The organism is Streptomyces gardneri, assembly GCF_006539185.1.
In the GTDB taxonomy this organism is placed as follows: Bacteria; Actinomycetota; Actinomycetes; order Streptomycetales; family Streptomycetaceae; genus Streptomyces; species Streptomyces gardneri.
In genome coordinates, this window is record NZ_BJMN01000019.1 from 167,037 (window position 1) to 187,659 (window position 20,623).

Annotated in this window: 21 protein-coding genes and 2 pseudogenes; 14 read left to right on the plus strand and 9 right to left on the minus strand. The window is 72.0% G+C overall.

Going from position 1 to position 20,623, the window contains the following annotated elements; genetic code table 11:
* The first annotated feature begins 11 nt into the window (after positions 1–11).
* Both SGA01_RS15650 and SGA01_RS15655 read left to right on the plus strand, forming a co-directional pair.
* Positions 12–1,946 (plus strand): glycoside hydrolase family 5 protein, encoded by a 1,935-nt coding sequence (locus SGA01_RS15650; protein WP_229918465.1) that lies wholly within the window; start codon positions 12–14, stop codon positions 1,944–1,946.
* 116 nt (positions 1,947–2,062) lie between these two features.
* Complete coding sequence (locus SGA01_RS15655) at positions 2,063–2,743, plus strand: HAD family hydrolase (protein WP_229918466.1); 681 nt, start codon at positions 2,063–2,065, stop codon at positions 2,741–2,743.
* A gap of 76 nt (positions 2,744–2,819) precedes the next feature.
* On the opposite strand, the gene SGA01_RS15660 is transcribed toward SGA01_RS15655, so the two are convergent.
* Complete coding sequence (locus SGA01_RS15660) at positions 2,820–3,758, minus strand: LysR family transcriptional regulator (RefSeq protein ID WP_141297106.1); 939 nt, start codon at positions 3,756–3,758, stop codon at positions 2,820–2,822.
* Positions 3,759–3,847: 89 nt separating this feature from the next.
* Between SGA01_RS15660 and SGA01_RS15665 the strand changes: the two genes are divergently transcribed.
* The 4 genes from SGA01_RS15665 (at position 3,848) to SGA01_RS15680 (ending at position 6,920) form a co-directional block, all read left to right on the plus strand.
* Entirely contained in the window at positions 3,848–4,768 is a 921-nt protein-coding gene (locus SGA01_RS15665) for a zinc-binding dehydrogenase (protein ID WP_141297107.1), read from the plus strand.
* Complete coding sequence (locus SGA01_RS15670) at positions 4,765–5,763, plus strand: alpha/beta hydrolase family protein (RefSeq protein ID WP_141297108.1); 999 nt, start codon at positions 4,765–4,767, stop codon at positions 5,761–5,763. The genes SGA01_RS15665 and SGA01_RS15670 overlap by 4 nt, the downstream gene beginning before the upstream one ends.
* Positions 5,760–6,506, plus strand: coding sequence for an SDR family NAD(P)-dependent oxidoreductase (locus tag SGA01_RS15675; protein ID WP_141297109.1), 747 nt, complete (start codon positions 5,760–5,762; stop codon positions 6,504–6,506). The genes SGA01_RS15670 and SGA01_RS15675 overlap by 4 nt, the downstream gene beginning before the upstream one ends.
* A gap of 189 nt (positions 6,507–6,695) precedes the next feature.
* Positions 6,696–6,920 carry a hypothetical protein gene (locus SGA01_RS15680; RefSeq protein ID WP_141297110.1) on the plus strand — a complete coding sequence of 75 codons (225 nt, stop codon included), beginning with the start codon at positions 6,696–6,698 and terminating at the stop codon, positions 6,918–6,920.
* Positions 6,921–6,995: 75 nt separating this feature from the next.
* Here SGA01_RS15680 and SGA01_RS15685 read toward each other — a convergent pair whose 3' ends face one another.
* From SGA01_RS15685 to SGA01_RS42075, 3 genes and pseudogenes are all read right to left on the minus strand, one after another.
* Positions 6,996–7,598, minus strand: a complete 603-nt coding sequence (locus SGA01_RS15685; protein ID WP_141297111.1) for a GNAT family N-acetyltransferase — start codon at positions 7,596–7,598, stop codon at positions 6,996–6,998.
* Between the two features lie 113 nt (positions 7,599–7,711).
* Positions 7,712–8,017 carry a sulfite exporter TauE/SafE family protein gene (locus SGA01_RS15690; RefSeq protein WP_141297112.1) on the minus strand — a complete coding sequence of 102 codons (306 nt, stop codon included), beginning with the start codon at positions 8,015–8,017 and terminating at the stop codon, positions 7,712–7,714.
* Between the two features lie 19 nt (positions 8,018–8,036).
* Positions 8,037–8,246 (minus strand): annotated as a pseudogene (locus SGA01_RS42075) (MBL fold metallo-hydrolase); the annotation flags it as partial.
* 203 nt (positions 8,247–8,449) lie between these two features.
* Between SGA01_RS42075 and SGA01_RS15700 the strand changes: the two are divergent.
* A complete protein-coding gene (locus tag SGA01_RS15700) occupies positions 8,450–9,682 on the plus strand; it encodes a serine hydrolase domain-containing protein (protein ID WP_141297113.1) in 1,233 nt (410 codons plus the stop codon).
* Positions 9,683–9,694: 12 nt separating this feature from the next.
* Here the strand turns inward: SGA01_RS15700 and SGA01_RS15705 are convergent, their stop codons facing one another.
* The 3 genes from SGA01_RS15705 to SGA01_RS15715 all read right to left on the minus strand — a co-directional run bounded on the left by SGA01_RS15705 (position 9,695) and on the right by SGA01_RS15715 (position 12,985).
* The gene (locus SGA01_RS15705; protein WP_141297114.1) at positions 9,695–11,227 is read right to left on the minus strand and encodes an APC family permease; all 1,533 of its coding nucleotides are present in this window, start codon (positions 11,225–11,227) and stop codon (positions 9,695–9,697) included.
* A 128-nt stretch (positions 11,228–11,355) separates the two neighbouring features.
* Complete coding sequence (locus SGA01_RS15710; protein WP_141297115.1) at positions 11,356–12,228, minus strand: DUF4436 domain-containing protein; 873 nt, start codon at positions 12,226–12,228, stop codon at positions 11,356–11,358.
* A 145-nt stretch (positions 12,229–12,373) separates the two neighbouring features.
* Entirely contained in the window at positions 12,374–12,985 is a 612-nt protein-coding gene (locus SGA01_RS15715; RefSeq protein WP_141297116.1) for a TetR/AcrR family transcriptional regulator, read from the minus strand.
* Between the two features lie 190 nt (positions 12,986–13,175).
* Between SGA01_RS15715 and SGA01_RS15720 the strand changes: the two genes are divergently transcribed.
* Complete coding sequence (locus tag SGA01_RS15720; protein WP_141297117.1) at positions 13,176–13,754, plus strand: TetR/AcrR family transcriptional regulator; 579 nt, start codon at positions 13,176–13,178, stop codon at positions 13,752–13,754.
* Between the two features lie 80 nt (positions 13,755–13,834).
* On the opposite strand, the gene SGA01_RS15725 is transcribed toward SGA01_RS15720, so the two are convergent.
* Together SGA01_RS15725 and SGA01_RS15730 are read right to left on the minus strand one after the other, a co-directional pair.
* On the minus strand, positions 13,835–15,088 hold the full coding sequence (locus SGA01_RS15725) for a sensor histidine kinase (protein ID WP_141297118.1): 1,254 nt from the start codon (positions 15,086–15,088) through the stop codon (positions 13,835–13,837).
* Positions 15,085–15,741 carry a response regulator transcription factor gene (locus SGA01_RS15730; protein WP_141297119.1) on the minus strand — a complete coding sequence of 219 codons (657 nt, stop codon included), beginning with the start codon at positions 15,739–15,741 and terminating at the stop codon, positions 15,085–15,087. Before SGA01_RS15730 ends, SGA01_RS15725 begins: the two co-directional genes overlap by 4 nt.
* 173 nt (positions 15,742–15,914) lie before the next feature.
* On the opposite strand from SGA01_RS15730, the gene SGA01_RS41065 reads away from it, so the two are divergent.
* From SGA01_RS41065 to SGA01_RS15760, 6 genes and pseudogenes are all read left to right on the plus strand, one after another.
* Complete coding sequence (locus tag SGA01_RS41065) at positions 15,915–16,442, plus strand: hypothetical protein (protein ID WP_167534109.1); 528 nt, start codon at positions 15,915–15,917, stop codon at positions 16,440–16,442.
* Positions 16,439–17,587 (plus strand): peptidoglycan-binding protein, encoded by a 1,149-nt coding sequence (locus tag SGA01_RS15740; RefSeq protein WP_141297120.1) that lies wholly within the window; start codon positions 16,439–16,441, stop codon positions 17,585–17,587. Before SGA01_RS41065 ends, SGA01_RS15740 begins: the two co-directional genes overlap by 4 nt.
* Positions 17,584–18,330, plus strand: coding sequence for an ABC transporter ATP-binding protein (locus SGA01_RS15745; protein WP_229918468.1), 747 nt, complete (start codon positions 17,584–17,586; stop codon positions 18,328–18,330). The genes SGA01_RS15740 and SGA01_RS15745 overlap by 4 nt, the downstream gene beginning before the upstream one ends.
* Positions 18,327–19,520 (plus strand): ABC transporter permease, encoded by a 1,194-nt coding sequence (locus tag SGA01_RS15750; protein WP_141297121.1) that lies wholly within the window; start codon positions 18,327–18,329, stop codon positions 19,518–19,520. Before SGA01_RS15745 ends, SGA01_RS15750 begins: the two co-directional genes overlap by 4 nt.
* A gap of 154 nt (positions 19,521–19,674) precedes the next feature.
* The gene (gene ureA / locus SGA01_RS15755) at positions 19,675–20,370 is read left to right on the plus strand and encodes an urease subunit gamma (RefSeq protein ID WP_141297122.1); all 696 of its coding nucleotides are present in this window, start codon (positions 19,675–19,677) and stop codon (positions 20,368–20,370) included.
* Positions 20,367–20,623, plus strand: a pseudogene (locus SGA01_RS15760) (urease subunit alpha); the annotation flags it as partial. The gene ureA and the pseudogene SGA01_RS15760, both read left to right, overlap by 4 nt.

Consider the following 20,623-nt stretch of genomic DNA (forward strand, 5'->3'; position numbering starts at 1 on the left):
AAGGAGTCCTTGTGACACCCCGCTTCGCCCTGTTCCGACGCGCGGCCACCGGCCTCGCGGCCTCTTCCTTGCTCCTCCTAGGCACCCTCACCCCCAACGCCGCCGCGGACACGGGGACGGCGCCGCCCCCGGTCCTCACCGGCGCCCAGCTCGCCGCCTCGTGGACCGCCCCCCTGTCGACCCGGGACCGATACGTCGTCGACGCGGACGGCGACCGGTTCAAGCTCAAGTCCGGAAACTGGGCCGGCGCCCAGGGCACCTGGCAGGGCAGCGGCGACGTCGGCGACGTCGCCAACCACCAGGCGCGGCAGATGTCGCACAACATCCCGCTCGGCCTGGACCGGAAGCCGATCGCCGACATCCTGGCCGACTTCCACGCCCTGGGCCTGAACAGCATCCGGCTGCCCTTCGCCAACGCGATGATCCGCGACACGAGCGTCGTCCCGGACTCGGCCGTGGCCGCCAACCCCCAGCTCAAGGGCAAGACCCCGCTCCAGGTGCTCGACGCCGTCGTCGCGGCCATGACCACCGACGGCTTCGCCGTCATCCTCAACAACCACACCACCAGCTACCGCTTCTGCTGCGGCCTGGACGGCAACGAGCGCTGGAACAGCGGCCAGTCCACCCAGCAGTGGATCGACGACTGGGTGTTCCTGGTGAAGCGCTACCAGGCGGACAAGCGGGTCGTCGGAGCCGATCTGCGCAACGAGGTACGCCGCGACACCTGGAACGACCCGAACTGGGGCTGGGGCAACGACCACGACCTCAACAAGGCCATGGAGGAAGCGGGCAACAAGATCCTGCAGGCCGCCCCGGACATGCTCGTCGTCATGGAGGGCATCAACTGGCAGGGCATTCCCACCGACCTGACGCCCCACGGCCGCCCGACGTTGACTCCCGTCGCGACCCTGTCGAACACCCTGATCCGTTCCGACAAGCTCGTCTACGCGGCCCACTTCTACGGCTACACGGGGCCGAACCACACCGGCGCCACCGGCACGGGCGAGACGCACGACCCGCGCTACGAGGAGTTCACCCCCGCACAGCTCGCCCAGGTCGTCGACGACCAGGCGCTGTTCGTCACCCGGTCCGGCCAGCACTTCACCGCACCGGTGTGGATCAGCGAGTTCGGCGCCGCCGGGCGCGGGGAGATCGACGCCAAGGAACGCGCCTGGTTCACCCACTTCACCGACATCCTGGTCAAGAACGACACCGACTTCGCCATCTGGCCCCTCGTCGGCTGGACCGACCCGAACGGCATCCCGCAGGACAACTGGGCCCTGGTCAACTACAGCGCGAACGGCACCCGGCTCGGTGTCATGGACGCCGGTGACTGGCGTGCCACCGACTGGAACAAGCTCGTGAACGCCCCCGGCAGGAGCGGCCGGATCGCCCCTGCCCCGCGCTGGAACATGCTCAACCTCGACTACGCCGACTACGACGTCTCCGCCACCATGCTGGCGAAGCCGGACTGGTCCCCGGGCAACCGCAAGGGCAACTGCCCGGACACCCAGAGGCTGGTCGGCCTCGGCCGCAGTGGCGGCCGGGGCCTGTGCACCGACGCCGGGCAGCCGGCCAAGGCGAGCGGCCCCTGGACCGTCGTGACCGACGAGCGGTTCGTCACCGGGGGCGACTGGGCGAGCGGCTACAACAAGCTCCAGTGCCCCGACCGCACCTTCGCGGTCGGCTACAGCACGCGCAACAACGCCATGTCGGCCCTGCTGTGCGCGCCCGCCACCGCCTCCCTCCCCACCACCGGCCGCGTGCTCTGGTTCGACCAGGGCGACAACCGGCCCGCCACCGGCGGCTCGAACGCCAGCGACTGGGCACCGGGCCACTACAAGGGCCAGTGCGCCGACGGCGAGTACCTCGCCGGCGTCGCCTTCACCTGGAAGTGGAACCACGGCGGCGTCCCCGACGCCCTGCTGTGCCGCCCGCTCGCCTAGGGAAACCCCCGAGAACCGACCGCACCATCCTCGTCCGTACGTCCCCGCGCCCGTCCTCAGGGCGGGCGCGGGGACGTCACCGTCCTCACCCGAGCCCACCACCAGGGAGCACCCCCGTGCCCGTGCGCACCGAACTCCGAGCGGTCCTCTTCGACATGGACGGCACACTCGTCGACACCGAGCGTCTCTGGCGGCGGACGGTCGAGGAGGAAGCCGTCGGACGGGGCATCGCCCTCACGGACGCCGACCTCGCGTTCGTGCTCGGCCGCGCCGTCGAGGACTGCGCCGCGCACCTCGCCGCCCGCGCGGAGGGCCGCGGGGACGGTCGCGGGGAGGCGGCGGCGATCGGCGACTCGCTGGAGCGCCGCTTCACGGACCTCGTACGCGGGCAGGTCGTCCCCCTTCCCGGGGCCGTGGAACTCCTCGCGGAGATCCACGCGGCCGGCATCCCCGCGGCACTGGTCTCGGCCTCGCCGCGGCAGGTCGTGGACACCGTCCTCGACGCGCTGGGCCGGCACTGGTTCACGGTGACCGTCGCGGCGGGCGAGACCGCGCGCACCAAGCCGTATCCCGACCCCTACCTGGCGGCCCTGACCGCCCTCGGCGCCGCCCCGGCCTCCTGCGTCGCCGTCGAGGACACCCCGACGGGCATCGCCTCGGCGGAGGGAGCCGGCTGCGGGGTCGTGGCCGTCCCGGCGCTCACCACCACCATCACCCCGGCGCCGCGCCGCACCGTGGTCCGCAGCCTGCTGGACGTGGACGTGGCCCTGCTCCGGGGAGTCGTCGCGACGCGGTGAGGGAGCCGTGCGCGAGCAGCGGGCCGGGAGCGCTCCGGTGTCAGCGCCGGGCTCAGCGCCGGGCTCAGTGCCGGTCTTACGCGGCCGGCGCGGCCGACGAGGGCGGCTCGGGCAGCCAATCGCGAGCGGGGTCGTACTCGAGCCATCGGCTGCGGCCCGCTTCCGCGGCGCAGGCCGCCGTGAGGCCGCTCAGCCCCGGGTGCCCGCTGCCGGTGCGCCACAGCAGCGACCAGGCGTACAGCGGTGTGGGGTCGACGAGCGGGACCGAGCGGAGCCCGGGGATCTCCGGAAGGGGCACGTCGGCGGGCAGCAGCGTGAAGCGCCGCGGGTCCGCCGCCACCTCGCCGAGGAGGTGGGCGAGGCCCAGGTTGACACTCGTACCCGTGTCGCGGATGCCGAACCTGTCGGCGAACCGGTGGAGGAAGTCGAGCCGGTCCAGCGCACCGGGTGCCCACAGCACGCTGCCGCGCAGCCGGTCCGGGCGCAACGCCGGTTCGGCCGCGAGCGGGTGGTCCGCGCCGAGCACGACGTCGACCGGTTCGAGGCGGACCAGGCGGTGTGTCAGACCGGCGTGCAGCGGAGGGTGGACCCGGCCGAAGGCCGCGTCGATGTCGCCGCGCAGCAGGGCGTTCGTCACCGACGGCAGGTCGCGCCCGTGCCCCGATACCAACTCCCCGGCCTCTCCCGCGACCTGGGCCAAGGTCCTCATCGGCGCGTAGAGGTGCCCCCAGACATCGACGCGCAGGGGGCGGTCGTCGCCCACCGCCGCCGCGACCGCGCTGTCGGCGGCGGTCAGCGCCTGCCGGGCGGGCGGGAGGAAACGCCGTCCGGCGGGGGTGAGGTGCACGCCGTTGCCGCCGCGCTCGAACAGCCGGGTACCGAGCAGCGACTCCAGCCGCGCGATCCGCTTGGACAGCGCCTGCTGGGAGACGCCTAGCGTCCCGGCGGCTCTCCCGAAGTGCAGTTCCTCGGCGGTGCGTACAAAGGCACGGACCTGTGCCATGTCGAGATCCACAGCTCTCACCATAGGTGACAACCAAGTGTTGTCGGCATCGTCCGTCTGTTGTTGGCCCGCGGGACGGGCGCGGGGGTTGCATCGTGCCCATGCGAAGACTGATTCCCACGGGGGAGGCGGCGCGTCCGGTCGCCTTCGCCGAACTCCCCCAGCCCGTCCCCGAGCCCGGTGAGGCGCTGGTCAAGGTCGAGGCGTTCTCGCCGAACCGCGGCGAGACGTTCCTCCTCGAACACCCCCGGCCCGGACTGCTCCCGGGCAAGGACGTCGCGGGCCTCGTCGTGCAGGAGGCAGCCGACGGTACGGGCCCCGCCATCGGCACCCGCGTGGTCGGGCACCCCGCGCACGGCGGCTGGGCCGAGTACGCCGCCGTGCCCACGCACTCCCTCGCCGTCCTCCCGGACGGCCTCGGCAGCGTACGGGCGGCGGCCCTGCCGCTGGCCGGGATCACCGCCCTGCGCCTGCTGCGCACGGCCGGTTCGCCGGCGGGCCTGCGCGTCCTGCTGACCGGCGCCTCCGGCGGGGTCGGCCACTACGTCACCGAGCTGGCGGTGGGCGCCGGAGCCGAGGTGACCGCCGTGACGGCCACACCCGCGCGGGGCGAGCGGCTCGCCGAGCTGGGCGCTCGGGTCGTGCACGACGTGGCGGCGGCCCAGGGGCCGTTCGACATCGTGCTGGAGTCCACGGGAGGGCCGGACCTGCCGGTCGCGCTCTCGAAGGTACGCCCGGGCGGCACGCTCGTCTGGTTCGGCCAGGCCAGCCGCACCCCGGTGACGCTCGACTTCTTCCGGCTGCTCGGCGGGCCCGAACGCGTCACGATCCGGCACTTCCACTACGCGGGCGCGCCGTACGCCTCGGATCTCGCGGCCCTGGTCGGCCTCGTGGAGCGCGGCCGGCTGCACCCGGAGATCGGCCGGATCGCCGACTGGACCGAAACGGCCAAGACCCTGGTCGACCTGCGGGAGCGCAGGATCCGGGGCAAGGCCGTCCTGCTGACGGGAGAGACACGATGAGCGCAGTCGAGTTCGCCGCCGCCCAGTGGACCCGGGCCACCGGCGCGGGCGTCGACCCCCACGAGTACCGCCGGGTCACCGACGGTCTCACCTCCGTCGCCGACTGGGGCCCGTCCTTCGTGGGCACGGGACTCGCGTACCTGGAGCGCGCGGAGGGCGCGGGATCGTCCGTCACGACGGGGGAGTACCTGCTGACGGCGGCCAGGTGGTTCCACCTCGCCACCCTCGCGCCGTCCGCGGAGGCGGCCGGCCGGTCCGCCGCCGCGGCGGCGGACCGGGCCCTGGGCCGGGCTCTGGAGATACGGGAGCCCGGTGCGCGGCGGCTGACCGGTGAGGGATTCACCGGCTGGCTGCGCGGCCCCGCCGACGCCCCCGGCACCGTGGTCGTCGTCCCCGGCCTCGACTCGGCCAAGGAGGAGTTCCTCGATCTCGTGGACGCGCTGCTGGCCAGAGGCCTCGCGGTGTTCGCGATGGACGGCCCCGGGCAGGGGGTCCTCGCGGCCACCACGACCCTGACGGCGGACTACGAGCGGGTCGTGGGCCGGGTCGTCGACGCGCTGGGTGTGGCGTCCGTCGGGCTCGTCGGCCTCAGCCTGGGCGGCTATTTCGCCGCCCGCAGCGCGGCGTTGGAGCCGCGCGTCGCGGCGGTCGCCACGGTCAGCGGGCCTCTCCGCCTGGACTGGGCGGAACTGCCGCAGCCCGTACGGGACATCATGGCGCGACGCTGCGGAGGGGCGGGCGCGGCACGGGAGTTCGCCGGCCGCGTGGACCTCACCGACCTCGCGCCCCGCATCGAGGCCCCGCTGCTGGTCGTGGACGGAGGCCAGGACGTCATCCCGGGCGTGACGAACGGCGAACCCCTGGCGCGTCTCGCCCCGCACGGCACCTACCTGTCCGTCCCGCACGGCGACCATCTCCTCGGCAACGCGCGCCCCGACTGGATGCCCCACCTCACCGACCACATCACGCACACCCTGATCGGAGCGCGGGCATGAACCGCTTCACCGGGAAGACCGTCCTCGTCACGGGCGGAACCAGCGGCATGGGCCTGGCCACCGCACACCGCCTCATCGCCGAGGGCGCCCACGTCGTCGTCACGGGCCGCACGCGAGCCCGGGTGGACGCCGCCGTCCACCGGCTCGGCCCCGGCGCATCGGGCGTCGTGGCCGACGTCGCCGACCTCGGCGCGGTGGACGCCATGGTGGAGACGGTCCGCGAGCGTCACGGTCGCCTCGACAGCCTCTTCGTGAACGCGGGAACCGGCGTCTTCCTGCCGTTCGAGGAGGTCACCGAGCCGGAGTTCGACCTGGGCGTGGACGTCAACCTCAAGGGGGTGTTCTTCACGATCCAGAAGTCGCTGCCGCTGCTGGCGGACGGAGGCTCGATCGTCATCAACGCGTCCTGGACCCTCCACCGGGGGAACAGCGTCCTCACCCTGTACTCGGCGACCAAGGCCGCCGTGCACAATCTGGCCCGGACCCTCGCCGCCGCGCTCGCGCCGCGCGGCATCCGCGTCAACTCCGTCAGCCCCGGCTACATCGACACCCCGATGTACCCCGCCGCCGCGCTGAGCACGGTGGAGTCGGAAGCGCTGACCGGCCGGATCGTCGCCGGCCGCTTCGGACGCCCCGAGGAGGTCGCCGCGGCCGTGGCGTTCCTCGCCTCGACCGACGCGTCCTACGTCAACGGCCAGGACCTCGTGATCGACGGCGGGCTGCTGGGAGCCGTCCCCGCCTGACGACCGGCGCCCGTCCGCTCACGCGGTCGGTCCTGCCCCTCTCGGGGCGGCGACCAGCATCGTCGACGGGCGAGGACTGCCGGATCACGGCAATGATCCGGCAGTCGACGGGATGTCATGATGATGCGACCGGACTGGCGAAAGCGCGTTCGATGCCGGAAGCCGGAAGAACCATCAGGGGGAGACAGCATGGCCAAGCATGTGCACGCGGCGGTCGGGGAGAAGAAGGTCCAGTGCCTCATCTGCGGCGGGGACGTCTTCCGCGAGCGGGAGGTGAAGCTGAACAGCACGGGGATGGAGCTCTTCAACATGGCATGGGCCAACGAGTCGGCGACCGGCCTCATCTGCCGGTCGTGCGGCTACGTCCACCTGTTCGTCCGAGGGAGCCTGACGCTCTATCGGGCGGAGGGATAGAGCCTGTCTCCTCGATGCTGCAGGGAGTGTGGCGGCGCCTGGCCGGGTCGAGTGTCGGACACGCTCTCCGGCGGGTCAGGCATCCCAGGCGCGAGGACGGTCCAGCTCTTCCCACTCGGGGCGAAGCAGCGAGAACACGGCGAGGTCGTGGCGGCGGCCGCGGTGGAGGCAGGCGGCGCGGCTGATCCCTTCCCGGGTGAAGCCGGACTTGGCCAGGACGGCGAGCGCGGGGGCGTTGTCGGTGTGGGTTTCCGCCGTGACCCGATACATCGGGAGTTCGCCGAAGGCGAGGTCCACCAAAGCATCGAGGGCGGCGGTGGCGTGACCGTACCCGCGATGCTGGGCGGCGAGCATCAGCTCGACCTGGGCGGTGCCGTTGACGATGTTCTGGCCGGTCAGTGCGACGTGGCCGACAGGCGTGCCGTCGTGAGGGAGGATGAGGAAGTCGTCACGGTCGTCGTCCTCGATGTCACGCTCGATGCGCTCACGCACGGCGGTGAGCGAGCGTGGCCAGATACCCATGTGATGGGCGACCACAGGGTCGGATCGCCAGCTGTGCATGAGCTCCGCGTCGTCCACGTCGAGTACAGCGAGGCCGACGGACTTGGCCCGCCAGGCAAGCTCCCTTTCGACCTCTGCGTTCTGCTCGTCGTCTGCCGTTCTGATGTCTTCGGTCATGGGCGGATGCTAGGGGTGTATCAGGGCCGGGACCACCGTGTTTCTCCGCTCGACAGCGCCCGGCCAGGCCGCGATCGGATGATCCGAAGGGAGCGGCCTGATGCGCGGACTCCTCAGGCAGGCCGGCACGACCGACGCCGGAGGCAGGTGGCGGCCGCGGCGGCGAGGACGGTGCCGAGTGTCGCCCATGTGACCGGGAGGGTCCAGAGGGTGGGGTCGAGCTGGCGCGCGAGGACGAAGACGCCCATGACGACCACGAGCCAGCCGAACGCCCTGCGCAGCACGTCCTGGGGGACGCGCCCCGCGATCCGGCCGCCTACCAGGCTGCCCACCACCGCGGTGACCGTCACCGTCAGGGCGAGCGGCCAGTCGACCGCCGCGCCCGACAGGTGCCCGGCGAGGCCGGCGAAGGAGTTCATCGCGATGACGAGGATCGAGGTCCGCGAGCTCCAGGTGGCCGGCCACGAAGTCGGCGTGGAAGTGGGTGTTGACGACGCCGACCACGGTGAGGCCGTGCGCGGCGGCGTCGGCCACGTACTCCGAGACGTCCCGGCGCGGGTCACTTACGACCGCCAGCCCGGTCTTCTCGTCGCCGACCATGTACGACGCCTGGGAGAGGCGGTCGAGGTAGTACTGCGTGAAGAACACGGCAATCCCTTCGTGAGAACGCGCACCGAGCACCTACGCGAATACCCCAGGGGGTATTCACGAACTCGACCGTAGGCGGGCTGCGCCGGGAAAGTCGAATACCCCCCTTGGGTATCGAGTGGGATGCGACCCGATGGGTGATGTCCGTGCGGGTCGGCGCTCACCGGGGCGTCGTGCGCGCGCTCCCGGCCGATACTCCGGCCATGACTTCAGCCCGTTCCACCGCGCGGACGCGCCGTGCGGTCGTCGCCGCGCTCACCGCACTCGTCGCCCTCGGTGCGCCGGTCACCGCCGTCGGCACCCCGGAGGGTGACGGCGGCCACCGTCGGCCGTGCACCGGTTCCCGGCTGCCCGGCCACGGCCCGGCGCGTGACGTCCTGCGGACCGCCGAGCGGGCCAAGGCCGACATGGACCTCGAATCCGTGATCCTGAAGGTCACCGTCGACGGCCGCGAGCTCGTCACCACCGCCCTCGGCGAGTCGATGACCGGTGTGCCGGCCGATCCCGCCATGCACTTCCGCAACGGCAACGTGGCCATCAGCTACATGGGAACGGCGCTCCTGCGCCTCGTCGACCAGGGCAAGGTCGACCTCGACGACCCCGTCGCGCGCTGGCTGCCCGACCTCCCGGACGGCGAGAAGATCACCCTGCGCATGCTGGCCGCGTCCACCACCGGTCTCGTCGACTACGTCCGCCTCCCCGCATTCCAGCGGGCCGTCACCGCCGACCCCTTCCGTCAGTGGACGGGGAAGGAGGTGGTGGCCCTCGCGACCGCCGAGGACCGCTGGTACGAGCCGGGCACGAACTGGAACTACTCGCACGCCAACTTCGTCCTTCTCGGCGCCGCCCTGGAGAAGATCACCGGAACCCGGCTCGACGTCCTCCTCCGGCGGCAGGTCACCGGTCCCCTCGGGCTCCGCGAGACCCGCAACAGCTTCACGCCCGACATCCCGGAACCCGCCCTGCACGCCTTCACCGCCGACCGGGGGACGTACGAGGAGTCCACCTTCTGGAACCCCTCGTGGACCACCGCCCCCGGAGCCGTCCAGACCACCGACATCTGCGACCTGGCCCGCTCGGCCTCGGGCCTCGGCTCGGGTGAGCTCCTGTCCCCGGCCTCCTACCGGCAGCTCCTGAACCCCGGGACGGTGGGCCTCGGCCACGCCACCCGCAAGTGCCCGGCCACCGTCTGCCTCGCGAACACCGAGGCCACCCACTACGGCATGGGCGTGGTGGTACTGGGCGACTGGATCTCCCAGCACCCGCTCTTCTTCGGCTACTCGTCCTCCATGGCGTACCTGCCGTCCGAGCGCCTGGCCATCGCGGTCTCGACCACGCAGGGGCCCAACGCCCCGGGCGGCCACACCGCCCATGTGCTCGCCCAGCGCATCGCGGCGGCCCTCGCCCCGGGGCACCCCATCCCCGACTTCGGCTGACCGGCGTACCTCTCAGGAGCCCTTGCCGTGGCCGTGGCCGTGGCCGTGTCCCTGACCGTGTCCATGGACCAGGTCGGGGTCGGCCACGCCCGGGCGCTCCCGCCAGTACGTCGGGTCCACGAAGCGTCGGACGATCATGGCGACCACCCCGGTGAGGGCGATGCCGATGCCGATGACGAGCGGCGGCCCGAGTCCGAACCACGAGGTGCCGCTGTAGGAGTTCTCCGGATCGGCCATGTCGGAGACCGATTTCACCAGGAGCCACGCAAGCAGTCCGGAACCGATCAGGGGCCCGAGGCCGATCAGCAGGAAGTTGTGGACGCTCTCGAAGAGGTGGCGGCGGTAGTAGATCACGCAGGCGAGGCCCGTGAGCGAGTAGTAGAAGGCGATCAGCAGGGACAGCGCGGTCAGTGAGTCGTAGAGCGCGTTGGTGCTGATCCGGTTCACCACGAGGTACCAGGCGATGGCGATGCCGGCCACCCACCACGTACTCACGTCGGGGGTGCGGAAGCGCGGGCTGATGTGGCTGTAGTGGGCGGGCAGCGCCCGGCGGCGCGCCATGGACAGCGCCGTACGCGAGGCGGGGATGATGGTGGTCTGCGTGGAGGCGATCGCGGACGTGCAGACCGCGAGGAGCAGGACCCAGTCCCAGCCGCCCATGACGTCACCGGCGAGCTGGGCGAAGAGGAACTCCTCCTCGTCGGCGTTCTCGGCCAGGAACACCGGACCGGCATAGGCCACGACCGCGAATCCCACGGACACGTAGGTCACCAGAAGGATCACGGTCGACCAGAGCCCCGCCTTGCCGGGGGCGGTCGCGGAGTTCTCGACCTCCTCCGTGAGGTTGACCGCCGATTCCCAGCCCCAGTAGATGAAGACGCCCAGGAGCAGCCCGCCGGTGAGCGCCGCGCCACCGGCGCCGAAGGGGTTGAGCCAGCTGAGGGACGGTTCGACCGCGTCGTACTTGCTCGTGCCGGAGTAGACGGCGTAGAACGCCACCGCGACGAAGATCAGCAGGCAGGCGACCTGCGCCAGGATGAGGACGTTCTGCACCTTGGCCGACAACTCGGTGCCGACGACGCACACGGCCGTCATCGCGAGGATGAGCAGCACGGTGAGCAGTTGGCGTACGAAGGTGTTGTCCACCCAGCTGTCGAGGCCGACCGCGAGCAGACCGAAGGTGACGGCGACATCGGCGAGCGAGCCGACGACCAGGACCCCGGTCATGGCGATGGCCCACCCTCCGAGCCAGCCGGCCCAGGGGCCCATGGCCCGGGTCACCCAGGAGAAGGTCGTGCCGCAGTCCTGGTCGACCTTGTTCAGGTAGTAGAACGCCGACGCGATCATCAGCATCGGCACGAAGGCCGCGAACATCACCCCGGGGGCGTAGATCCCGACGAGTGCGACGATCGGGCCGATGACGGCCGCGAGGGAGTACGCGGGGGACGTGGAGTTGAGCCCGATGACGAGGGCGTCCACGAAGCCGATCGCATTGTGCTTCAGTTCCGCCGGTCGCCCGACGGGTCCGGCATCCTCGGCCGCCATGTTCCCTCGCTCCGCTAGGACCCCGACAGAACCGCGAGACGTACGCCTTCATCGTAGGAAGGCCCGGCCGCGTCTGCATGCGCGGGAGACGGCAGGAGGCGAGGGAGCCGCCACTTCTCGCGCAGGGCCTACGACGCCTCGGCGTCCGGCCGGCGCTCCGCCGCGAAGCCGGTGACGACCACGGTGACGAGGCAGAAGGCGACGACGGTCTCGGCCCAGAGGAAGGCGATGTAGTCCATGAGGCAGCCGATCGGCGGCGCGCCCGGGGCCGTGTTGCGGAAGGCCGCCAGGGCGAACAGCGTGGCGGCCATCCAGCCCAGCGCCGGCCAGGTCAGGCCCTTGCGCCGGGTGACGAGGAACCACGCTCCGGTGAGCACCGAGAGGGCGAGCGCCCACATGGCGACCATCATGAAGACGGCGAAGATCAGTACGCTGTTGGAGCGCCCCAGGCCGACGTCGAAGAGTGCGGCCCCCTCCTCCTCCGAGGCGTCCACCGTCGCAGCGAAGAGGGCGTCGCTGCTGGTCAGCGTCGCCCGGACGGGGACCTTCTGGCCTCCTTGGACGGCGTTGAACTCGATCGCGGCGTCGTAGGCGTCGAAGGGGTAGTCCGTGATCGAGCCGCCGGTCAGGGTGACGGGCAGGTCCTTGGTCGAGATCCGGCTGTGCGCCTTGAAGGACAGGTCGCCCCGGGTGGAGGCCGAGGTCTGGATCGTGAGGTCCTCGGTTGGCGAGACGCCGCCGGCCTCGGCCAGTTCTCCCCGCGGGGTCACGAGGACGCGCAGGATCAGTTCCCGGCCGGCGGCGTCGACGCGCTGGATCGAGGCTTCCACGTCCACGCGGTCGGGAGCCGGGCTGCCCGCCGTGTGCACGGTGTCGAGGGCTTGGCGCTCGCCGAACTGGAGCCAGGTGCCCAGGGCGACCGCTGCCGCGATCAGGAGGCAGGCCAGCGCGGCCGGAAGGAGCCCGCGGCGGCTCCGCTCGCGTCGGCGGGTGTCGGACAAGGTGGGGTCTCCGATCGTGGGCTCACGCGCTGCCCTGAGAACAGGGTGCACGGCTCGGGTGGGGAGCGCCTGCTGTCGGCGGCTCGGCGGCTCGGCGGCTCGACGGCTCAGCGCTCAGCGGCTGTGTGGCTCGATGGCCTGGCAGTCAGTGAGGCATGGGCTCGGTGGTGCGGTGACTCAGGCGCTCGACCTCGATGGAGACCGCCTCCCTCACCAGTTCTCGGACGTGGGGCAAGGGCAGGGCGCCGCTGAGCCAGCGCGTGCTGAGCCCTTCCAGGAGGCCGGTGAGACGCTCCGCGGACGCCGTGAGGGCCGGCGCGGGGACCGTCGGCCGGACGCAGCCCAAGAGGTCCGCGACATCATGGATCCAGGCCAGCGTGGCTCTGGCCAGATCCCCGCGCAGCTCGGGCTCGAAGACCGCGCTGGCGCGCAGCTCCCCCCATACGGTGCTGTTCTCGCGGACCTCCGGAACGTCCTGGAACTCCAGGAGCAGGGACTGCTCCAGCTCCTGCAGAGCGTCGGAAGGCCCTGTGCCGCCGTCGCCGTCACCTTCGGACGTGTACCGGTCGGCCCTGTCGCTGATGAACTCCAGGGTGTGGCGCAGGGTGCCGGCCCGGTCCTTGAAGTGGTAGTAGATCAGGGCGGTGGACACCCCGGCCTCGGTCGCCAACTCCTCCATGCGCAGCCCGCGGACTCCGTGCCGGGCTATGACCCGTGCGGCGGCTTCCAGGATGGCCCTTCTGCGGTCCGTCGCCACGTGATCCCCCTCCTGAGTGGTCTGAACAACAGTGTCGCATATTGACTGAAGATTTAGTCAAAAGACCCGACCTCGGGAGGCGAACTCGTCCCCGGGGCCCTTGTGCCCGGGATGACCGTCCCTGGTCCTCGTCATCGCCGTCGCCGTGCTCGCCTGAGCCTCGTGAGGGGGGAACGATAAAGTTCGGGCCATGGCGTCTCGCAGCACTCAGATCCTCGAAGCCGCCGCCCGGGTGATCGCCCGGCGCGGCGTCCGTGGCCTGCGCGTGGAGGAGCTGGCCGCCGAGGCGGGCGTCTCCACCGCGCTGATCTACTACCACTTCAAGGACCGCACCGGGATCCTGCTCAAGACGCTGGAGTTCATCAGCGACCGCGCCGGGCACTACACGACGTACCGCGCGCCGGACGCCGAACCTCTCAGCCCGCGCGAGGAGCTGGACCAGACGCTGCTGCTGGAACTCCAGGACACCACCGAGGTCAGGGAGAACAGCAGCGCCTGGGGTGAGCTGCGGGCCAGCGCGGTCTTCGACGAAGTCCTGCGGCAGGACCTGGAGCGCTCCACGGCCGTCTGGGTCCAGGAGGTGGCGGAGCTCCTCGGCGGCGTACGGCCGATGGCTCCGGCGGCGGCTCTCTCGGCCTCCGCCGAGCGGCTCACCGCCCTCCTGGAGGGCCTGAGCATGCGCTGGCTCAGCGGCACGCTCCTGATCTCCCACGCCCGGACGCTGATGGCCGAAGCCATCGAGGCCGAGGTCGAACGACTGGGCGGCTGAGGCCTGTCCGGCCGATCAGGGTCGGACGGACACGCGCCAGGACCTGCCCGGCGATCAAGGTCGGAAAAATCGCACGGGTCCTAGGATCCGTCCGGGCCGTCCGACGCGTCGTCCCCCGGTCTGCGGGGCAGTTGGACCCGTACCGTCAGCCCGCCCCCCGGGCGGGGCGTCGCGGTGAGTTCGCCGTGGTGGGTGAGGGTGATCGCGCGGACCACGGCGAGGCCCAGGCCCAGGCTCTTCCCGTGCTGCGTCGGGCCGCGCCGGAACGGCTCGAAGAGGGCGGGGACGTCGCCGGGGTCGAGCACGGGGCCGGTGTTGGTGACTTCCACGAAGGCACGGTCCCCGTGGGTGCCGGTGGCCGTCGTCGCCGTACCGCCCGGGTGGTTGTGGCGTACCGCGTTGGCCAGCAGGTTCAGGGTGATGTGCCGGAGCAGGGAGGGGTCGCCGGCGACCGGTGCGGGGGAGAGGCGCGCGGTGACACGGACCTCCGCGGTACGGGCCTCCTCGGCGAGGTCCTCCTGGGCAATGCGGGCGCCGTCGGCGAGATCCGCCGGGTGGGGTGTCAGGTGCTCACTCTCGCCCCTGGCCAGGGTCAGCAGCGCGTCGATCAGACGCTGGGAGCGGGCGTTGGCGTCCAGAGCCCGGTGGAGGGCCGGTTTCAGGTCGTCGGGGACCCGGCCCTGGGCCAGGGGGATCTCCAGTGCGGTGCGCTGGAGGGTGAGCGGTGTGCGGAGTTCGTGCGAGGCATGCGCGGTGAAGTGGCGCTGGGCGGTGAAGCTGCGGTCGAGCCGGTCGAGCATGGCGTCGAAGGTGTCGCCGAGTTCGCGGACCTCGTCGTGGGGTCCGCTCAGGTCGAGGCGCTCCTCGAGGGTGCTGCCCGTGCCGATACGGCGGGCGGTCGACGTGACCTGGGTGAGGCGGTGCAGCGAGCGGCGTCCGGCCCACCAGGCGAGCAGCGCGGCGAGGGCGGTGAACACGGCGAGCAGGAGCAGGGACCGGACGAGCAGGTCGTCGAGGATCCTGCCCTGGAAGTCCTCGAAGGCCTCGGAAGGAGTGGTCACCGCTGCTTGCATGCTCTCCGGCGGCAGCGGGGCGGGGCTCGGTCCGGGCTCGGGGATTCCGGTGGCCGGGAGGGGCGTCGTGAGGTCCTCCGCCGGGATGAGGAGGGAACGGTTCTCCTCCATGAGCTGGCGGGAGCTCAGCCAGTTCAGCACGAGCAGTCCGCTGCCGAGGACCACGAAGACCGAGGTGGTCATCAGGGTCAGCCGGCCGCGCAGAGGCAGTCGGTACGGGGCGGTGCGGCGCGCCGCACGGCGCCCGAGCAGGCGGTTCACAGCCGGTACCCGAAGCCCGGGTCGTGGTGGACGAGCGAGGGCTCGCCCAGCTTGCGGCGCAGCGCGTGCACGGTCACCCGGACCGCGGTCGTCGCCGGGTCCAGCGCCGCGTCCCACAGCCGGTCCTTCAGCTCCTCGGTGGTGACGGGTGCGCCGTCGGCCGCGAGGAGCAGCTCCAGCACGCCGAGTTCCCTGGGCGTCAGCCTCAGCGGCCGGCCGTCGCGCTCCGCGACCCTGCGGACGGTGTCCAGGCTGACCCCCTGACGGCTCAGCACCGTCGCGGTGGCGCCGGTGGAGGCGCGCCGGCCGAGGGCCCGCAGCCGGGCGATCAGTTCGAGGTACGAGAACGGCTTGGTCATGTAGTCGTCGGCGCCCTGACCGAGACCCTCGACCAGGTCGGTGAGCGCGCCGGCGGCGGTCAGCATCAGGATCCTGGCCGGGTAGCCGGCCGTGTTCAACGCCCGGCAGACGGCGTCCCCGCTCAGCAGGGGCAGGTCCCGGTCCAGGACGAGGACGTCGTACGAGGCGGCGGCCGTCATCTCCAGCGCGCGTGCCCCGTCGTGCGCGATCTCGCACACCATGCCCTCCTCGCGCAGACCTTCGGCGAGCATCGTGGCCAGCTCCGCCTCGTCCTCGACGATGAGCACCCGCATGTTCCGACCCACTCCACTCGATCGTGCCCCGCGCGGTCCCGTCCTCCGACCGCCCGCTCAAGGATGCCTCCCGGGGGCGTTAGCCGGCGGTTAGGCGCACGCTCACCCGTGGCTCACCAGGCGCTCCGTAGAACTGCCCTACGACATCGTCGAGATCGAAAAGGGAGCAGCACATGCGCAGTCGAACCGGGCGGGCCCTCATGGCGGCAGCCGCCGTGACCGCGGTCCTGGTGATGAGCGGTTGTTCCGCCGACGACACCGCACCGAGGGTCGCCGGGGACGAGGGGACGGGCGCCGGAAAGAAGCAGGACGACAACGTGGTCCGCCGGGCCTGGGTGACCTGCATGCACGGTCAGGGCCAGAACGGTGTCCAGCAGGACAAGGACGGCAACATCTACATGCCCGCATCGGGCACGGGCGACGATGCCGCCGTCGCCGGATACGAGGCGGCGGCCAAGGTCTGCGACGCGAAGAACCCCGGCATCCACCAGATCAACGAGAAGAACTCCCGGAAGTTCGTCGAGATGGGGCGCGCCTGGGTCGCGTGCGCGCGGAAGAGCGGCTATCCGGACCTGCCCGACCCCGACCCGAAGACCGGCATCCTCCACATTCCCCGGCTCGCCTTCGACCCGGCCAAGTGGGACGCGGTCCAGCCGGCCTGCAGCAAGCTCCCCCTGCCCGGCTACCAGATCGGCCAGTGACCGTGGACCAGATCACCGCGCCCGCGCCCGCCGACGTCGAGTCCGGCGGCACGCGGAGGAAGCGCCGTCGTGTCGTCGTCCCCCTCGTGCTGGTCGCGGCCATCGGAGGGGCGGCCGCGTGGGGTACGACGCGCCCCTGGGAACCCCGGGGTTCCGTCGCCGAACAGCCGCTCCTCAGCCACGGCGTGGTCGCCGTGGAGCAGGGGTCGCTTTCCAGCAGCATCCAGGTCCTCGGGACCCTCGGCTACGACGCGCCCACCTCCGTGGTCGCCTCCGGCCGGGGGACGTTCACCGCACTGCCCGCGGTGGGCTCCGTCGTGAAGGCGGGCGGGCGGCTCTACGAGGTCGACGGACGCCCCGTCGTCCTCATGACGGGGATCCGGCCTCTCTGGCGTGACCTGGGACCCGGTGTCACCGACGGCCCCGACGTCGAACAGCTGAAGCGGAACCTGATCAGGCTCGGACACGCCGACGGCCTCGGCCTCACCGTCGACGAGAAGTTCGCGAAGGGCACCGCCACCGCCGTCAAGCGCTGGCAGAAGTCCCTGGGAGTGAAGCAGACCGGAACGGTCGCGCTCGGCACCGTCGTCATGCTGCCGCAGGCCGGCGTGCGCCTGCACAAGGTCGGCGCTCAGCTGGGGTCGCCCGTCGGCGCCTCCCCGGTCCTGACCGTGACCAGCACCCACCTCGTCGCCGTCGTACAGCCCGCCGACAACCAGCTGTCCCGGTTCAAGCCCGACGGCAAGGTGGTGGTCCGGCTCGCCGAGGGCGGCACCGTCCAGGGCCGCATCCGCTCCCTCATCCGCGGTGGCGGGGCCGACGGCGAGGAGGGGGACGGCGGCCCGGGCGGTTCAGGCGGCGGTCAGCACAAGACCACCGTCACCATCGTGCTGGACGACCAGCGGGACGTCCGCCGGGCCGGACCCTCCTCCGTGACGGTCAACGTCGTCGGCGACACCGCCGCCGACGCCCTGATCGTCCCCGTCACCGCACTGCTCGCCCTGGACGGAGGTGGCTACGGCGTCAAGGTCGTCTCCGGCACCACCACGCGTCTCGTGAAGGTGCAGCTGGGACTGGTCGCCGACGCCAGGGCCCAGATCTCCGGCGCCGTGAAGCGCGGCGACCAGGTGGTGATCCCGAAGTGACGGCGCCACAGGCCGGCGAACCGCCGTCGACCCGCGAACTGCCACCGGTCCTGGAGCTCACCGGCGTCACCAAGGAGTACCCGGGATCACCGCCGCTGCGCATCCTGCACGGCATCGATCTCACCGTCGACGCCGGCGAGCTCCTCGCCGTCGTCGGCCCCTCGGGATCGGGCAAGTCCACGCTCCTGGCCCTCCTCGGCTCGCTCGACCGGCCCACCAGCGGCCGGCTGCGCTTCGAGGGGCGCGACCTGTCCCACCTCGCCGACACCGAACTGGCCGCCGTGCGCGCCCACCGGATCGGCTTCGTCTTCCAGCAGTTCTTCCTGCTCTCGGGACTCAGCACGGTCGAGAACGTCGCCACGGGCCTCCTCTACAGCGGCGTCCCGGCCGCGCGGAGGCGCGAGGCGGCCGTCGAGGCGCTGCGCGAGGTCGGCCTCGGGCATCGCCTCCGGCACCGTCCCGACCAGCTCTCCGGAGGCGAGAAGCAGCGGGTCGCGATCGCCCGCGCCCTCGTCGGACGCCCGGCACTGCTCCTCGCCGACGAACCCACCGGGGCACTGGACAGCAACTCCGGCGCGGCGGTCGTCGACCTGCTGCGGGCCCTGAACGACAGCGGCACCACCGTCGTCGTCATCACCCACGACCGCGACCTCGCCGCGTCGTTCCCCCGGCGCGTCGGCATCCACGACGGCCGCGTCGACTTCGACGAGCGCCGCCCGCACCTGGCAGGAGACGTCCGATGAGCTCCCCACGACGCCGCACCCGGCTGCGCCCCACGGACCTGCTGCGCCTCGGCATGATCGGACCGCGCACCCGCAAGACGCGCTCGGCTCTTTCGGCCTTCGGCATCTGCCTGGGCATCGCCGCCGTCATCGCCGTGACGGGAATCTCCGCGTCGAACCAGGCGCACCTGCTGGCCCGCCTGGACCAGCTCGGCTCCAACCTGATCACCGTGTCGCCGGGAAAGGACGCCCAGCAGCAGCTCGTCCCGCTGCCATCCACGGCCGAGAAGATGCTCGCCCGGGTCGCCCCGGTGCAGCAGGTCACCGCGACCGGGGCCACCAAGGCCGAGATCTACCGCAACGACCTGGTGCCCAAGCAGCAGACCGGCGGCCTCAGTGTGCTCGCCGCCAGGCTGAACCTGCTGGACGTCCTGCACGCGACCGTGCGGAGCGGGCGGTGGCTCGACAAGGCCGCCGAGAACCTCCCCGTGACCGTGCTCGGCGACCAGGCCGCGCAGCGCCTCGGCGTGACCGCGCCCGGCGAGCGGGTCTGGCTCGGCGGACAGCCGTACGTGGTCCGGGGGATCCTGGCGCCGAACGACCTGGCTCCCGAACTCGGCACGGCGGCCCTGGTCGGCTGGCCGCAGGCCAGGGCCCAGCTGGGCGCGGACGACAGCGCTGCCACGGTCTACCTCCGGACCCATCCCGAACGCGTCCCGGACGTGCAGGCGGTGGCGGGGGCCACCGCGAATCCGGTCAGCCCGAGCATGGTCGCCGTCAGCCGGCCGTCCGACCTGCTCGTGGCGCGGGGCGAGGCGAAGGGCGCACTGACCGGACTGGTCCTCTCCCTCGCCGCGGTCGCCCTGCTCGTCGGGGGCGTCGGCATCGCCAACACCATGGTGGTGGGCGTGATGGAGCGCCGGGGTGAGATCGGGCTGCGCCGCGCGCTGGGTGCCAGGGGCGGGCAGATCGCCGTCCAGTTCCTGCTGGAGGCCGTGCTGATGGGCTTCATCGGCGGGATCGGCGGGCTGGTCCTGGGCAGTCTGGCCGTCTACGGCTACGCCCTGGTCCAGGGATGGCCCGTCTCCGTCCCCTTCTACACGATCGTCGCGGGCCCCTCGGTCTCCGTCCTGGTGGCCGCCGTCGCCGGCATCTACCCGGCACTGCGCGCGGCCGGGGCGTCCCCGACGGACGCCCTGCGCTCGGCCTGAGGGGCGCGGGGGAGTCGCGAACGCACGGTCCCGGCCAGATTGTTGACTGAGATTTCAGTCAGTGTCACAGTGTGCGACACACCCTGCTTCCGGTGATCCGGAGAAAGGAACGGGACGCCATGCATGTGACCAGGACCGTGCGCCAGGGGGCGATATGCCTCTGACCCCCACCGAGCGGGACCGGCTGCTGCTCTTCACGGCCGCCGAGCTCGCGCGTACACGCCTGGGACGCGGGCTGCGTCTCAATGTGCCGGAGGCGACGGCGCTGATCGCCGACACGGTGTGCGAGGCCGCGCGCGACGGCCTCCGGCTGGCCGAGGCGCTGAAGCGCGGCCGCGCCGTCCTCGGCCCGGACGACGTGCTCCCCGGCGTCACCGACATCGTGACGGAGATCCAGGTCGAGGCCGTGTTCGACGACGGGTCCCGGCTGGCCGTCATCAGCGACCCCTTCGGGGACGTGGAGCGCGGCGACGGCGCCCCCGGGGCCGTACTGCCCCACGCGGACTCCCTCCCGGAACCGGCACCGGTGATCACCCTGACCGTCCGCAACACGGCCTCGGTCCCGGTGAGCGTGACCTCGCACTTCCACTTCTTCGAGGCCAACCCCCGCCTGGACTTCGACCGCGCCGCCGCGTACGGCATGCGGCTCGCGGCCCCGGCCGGGTCGTCCACCCGCTTCGATCCCGGTGCCAGCGCCGACGTCGGACTCGTACCGATGGGCGGCGCGCGCGTCGCGATCGGCTTCGCGGGCCTCGTCGACGGGCCGCTGGACGCGCCCGGAGCGAAGGAGGAGGCCCTGCGGCGCGCGGCGGCCTGCGGTTACCTCGGCACGGAAGGAGCGGGGCGATGAGCAGGCCCAGCAGACACAGCGACCACTGCGCGCCGGGCGAGAGCCGGCACATCGACCCGCACGAGTACGCCACCGTGCACGGCCCCCGGGCGGGGGACCGGGTCCGGCTCGGGGACTCGGGGCTCGTCGTCCGGGTGGAGTCGGACTCGCAGGCGTACGGCGACGAGTTCCTGGCCGGCTTCGGCAAGACGGCCCGCGACGGAATGCACCTGAAGGCGGCGGCGGTTCGTCAGACCTGCGACGTCGTGATCAC

Coding starts and splice junctions, on each gene's coding strand:
- SGA01_RS15665 (WP_141297107.1), top strand. CDS start 3,848: ATGCGAAGACTGATTCCCACGGGGGAGGCGGCGCGTCCGGTCGCCTTC.
- SGA01_RS15670 (WP_141297108.1), top strand. CDS start 4,765: ATGAGCGCAGTCGAGTTCGCCGCCGCCCAGTGGACCCGGGCCACCGGC.
- SGA01_RS15675 (WP_141297109.1), top strand. CDS start 5,760: ATGAACCGCTTCACCGGGAAGACCGTCCTCGTCACGGGCGGAACCAGC.
- SGA01_RS15680 (WP_141297110.1), top strand. CDS start 6,696: ATGGCCAAGCATGTGCACGCGGCGGTCGGGGAGAAGAAGGTCCAGTGC.
- SGA01_RS15685 (WP_141297111.1), bottom strand. CDS start 7,598: ATGACCGAAGACATCAGAACGGCAGACGACGAGCAGAACGCAGAGGTC.
- SGA01_RS15690 (WP_141297112.1), bottom strand. CDS start 8,017: ATGAACTCCTTCGCCGGCCTCGCCGGGCACCTGTCGGGCGCGGCGGTC.
- SGA01_RS15700 (WP_141297113.1), top strand. CDS start 8,450: ATGACTTCAGCCCGTTCCACCGCGCGGACGCGCCGTGCGGTCGTCGCC.
- SGA01_RS15705 (WP_141297114.1), bottom strand. CDS start 11,227: ATGGCGGCCGAGGATGCCGGACCCGTCGGGCGACCGGCGGAACTGAAG.
- SGA01_RS15720 (WP_141297117.1), top strand. CDS start 13,176: ATGGCGTCTCGCAGCACTCAGATCCTCGAAGCCGCCGCCCGGGTGATC.
- SGA01_RS15730 (WP_141297119.1), bottom strand. CDS start 15,741: ATGCGGGTGCTCATCGTCGAGGACGAGGCGGAGCTGGCCACGATGCTC.
- SGA01_RS41065 (WP_167534109.1), top strand. CDS start 15,915: ATGCGCAGTCGAACCGGGCGGGCCCTCATGGCGGCAGCCGCCGTGACC.
- SGA01_RS15750 (WP_141297121.1), top strand. CDS start 18,327: ATGAGCTCCCCACGACGCCGCACCCGGCTGCGCCCCACGGACCTGCTG.
- ureA (WP_141297122.1), top strand. CDS start 19,675: ATGCCTCTGACCCCCACCGAGCGGGACCGGCTGCTGCTCTTCACGGCC.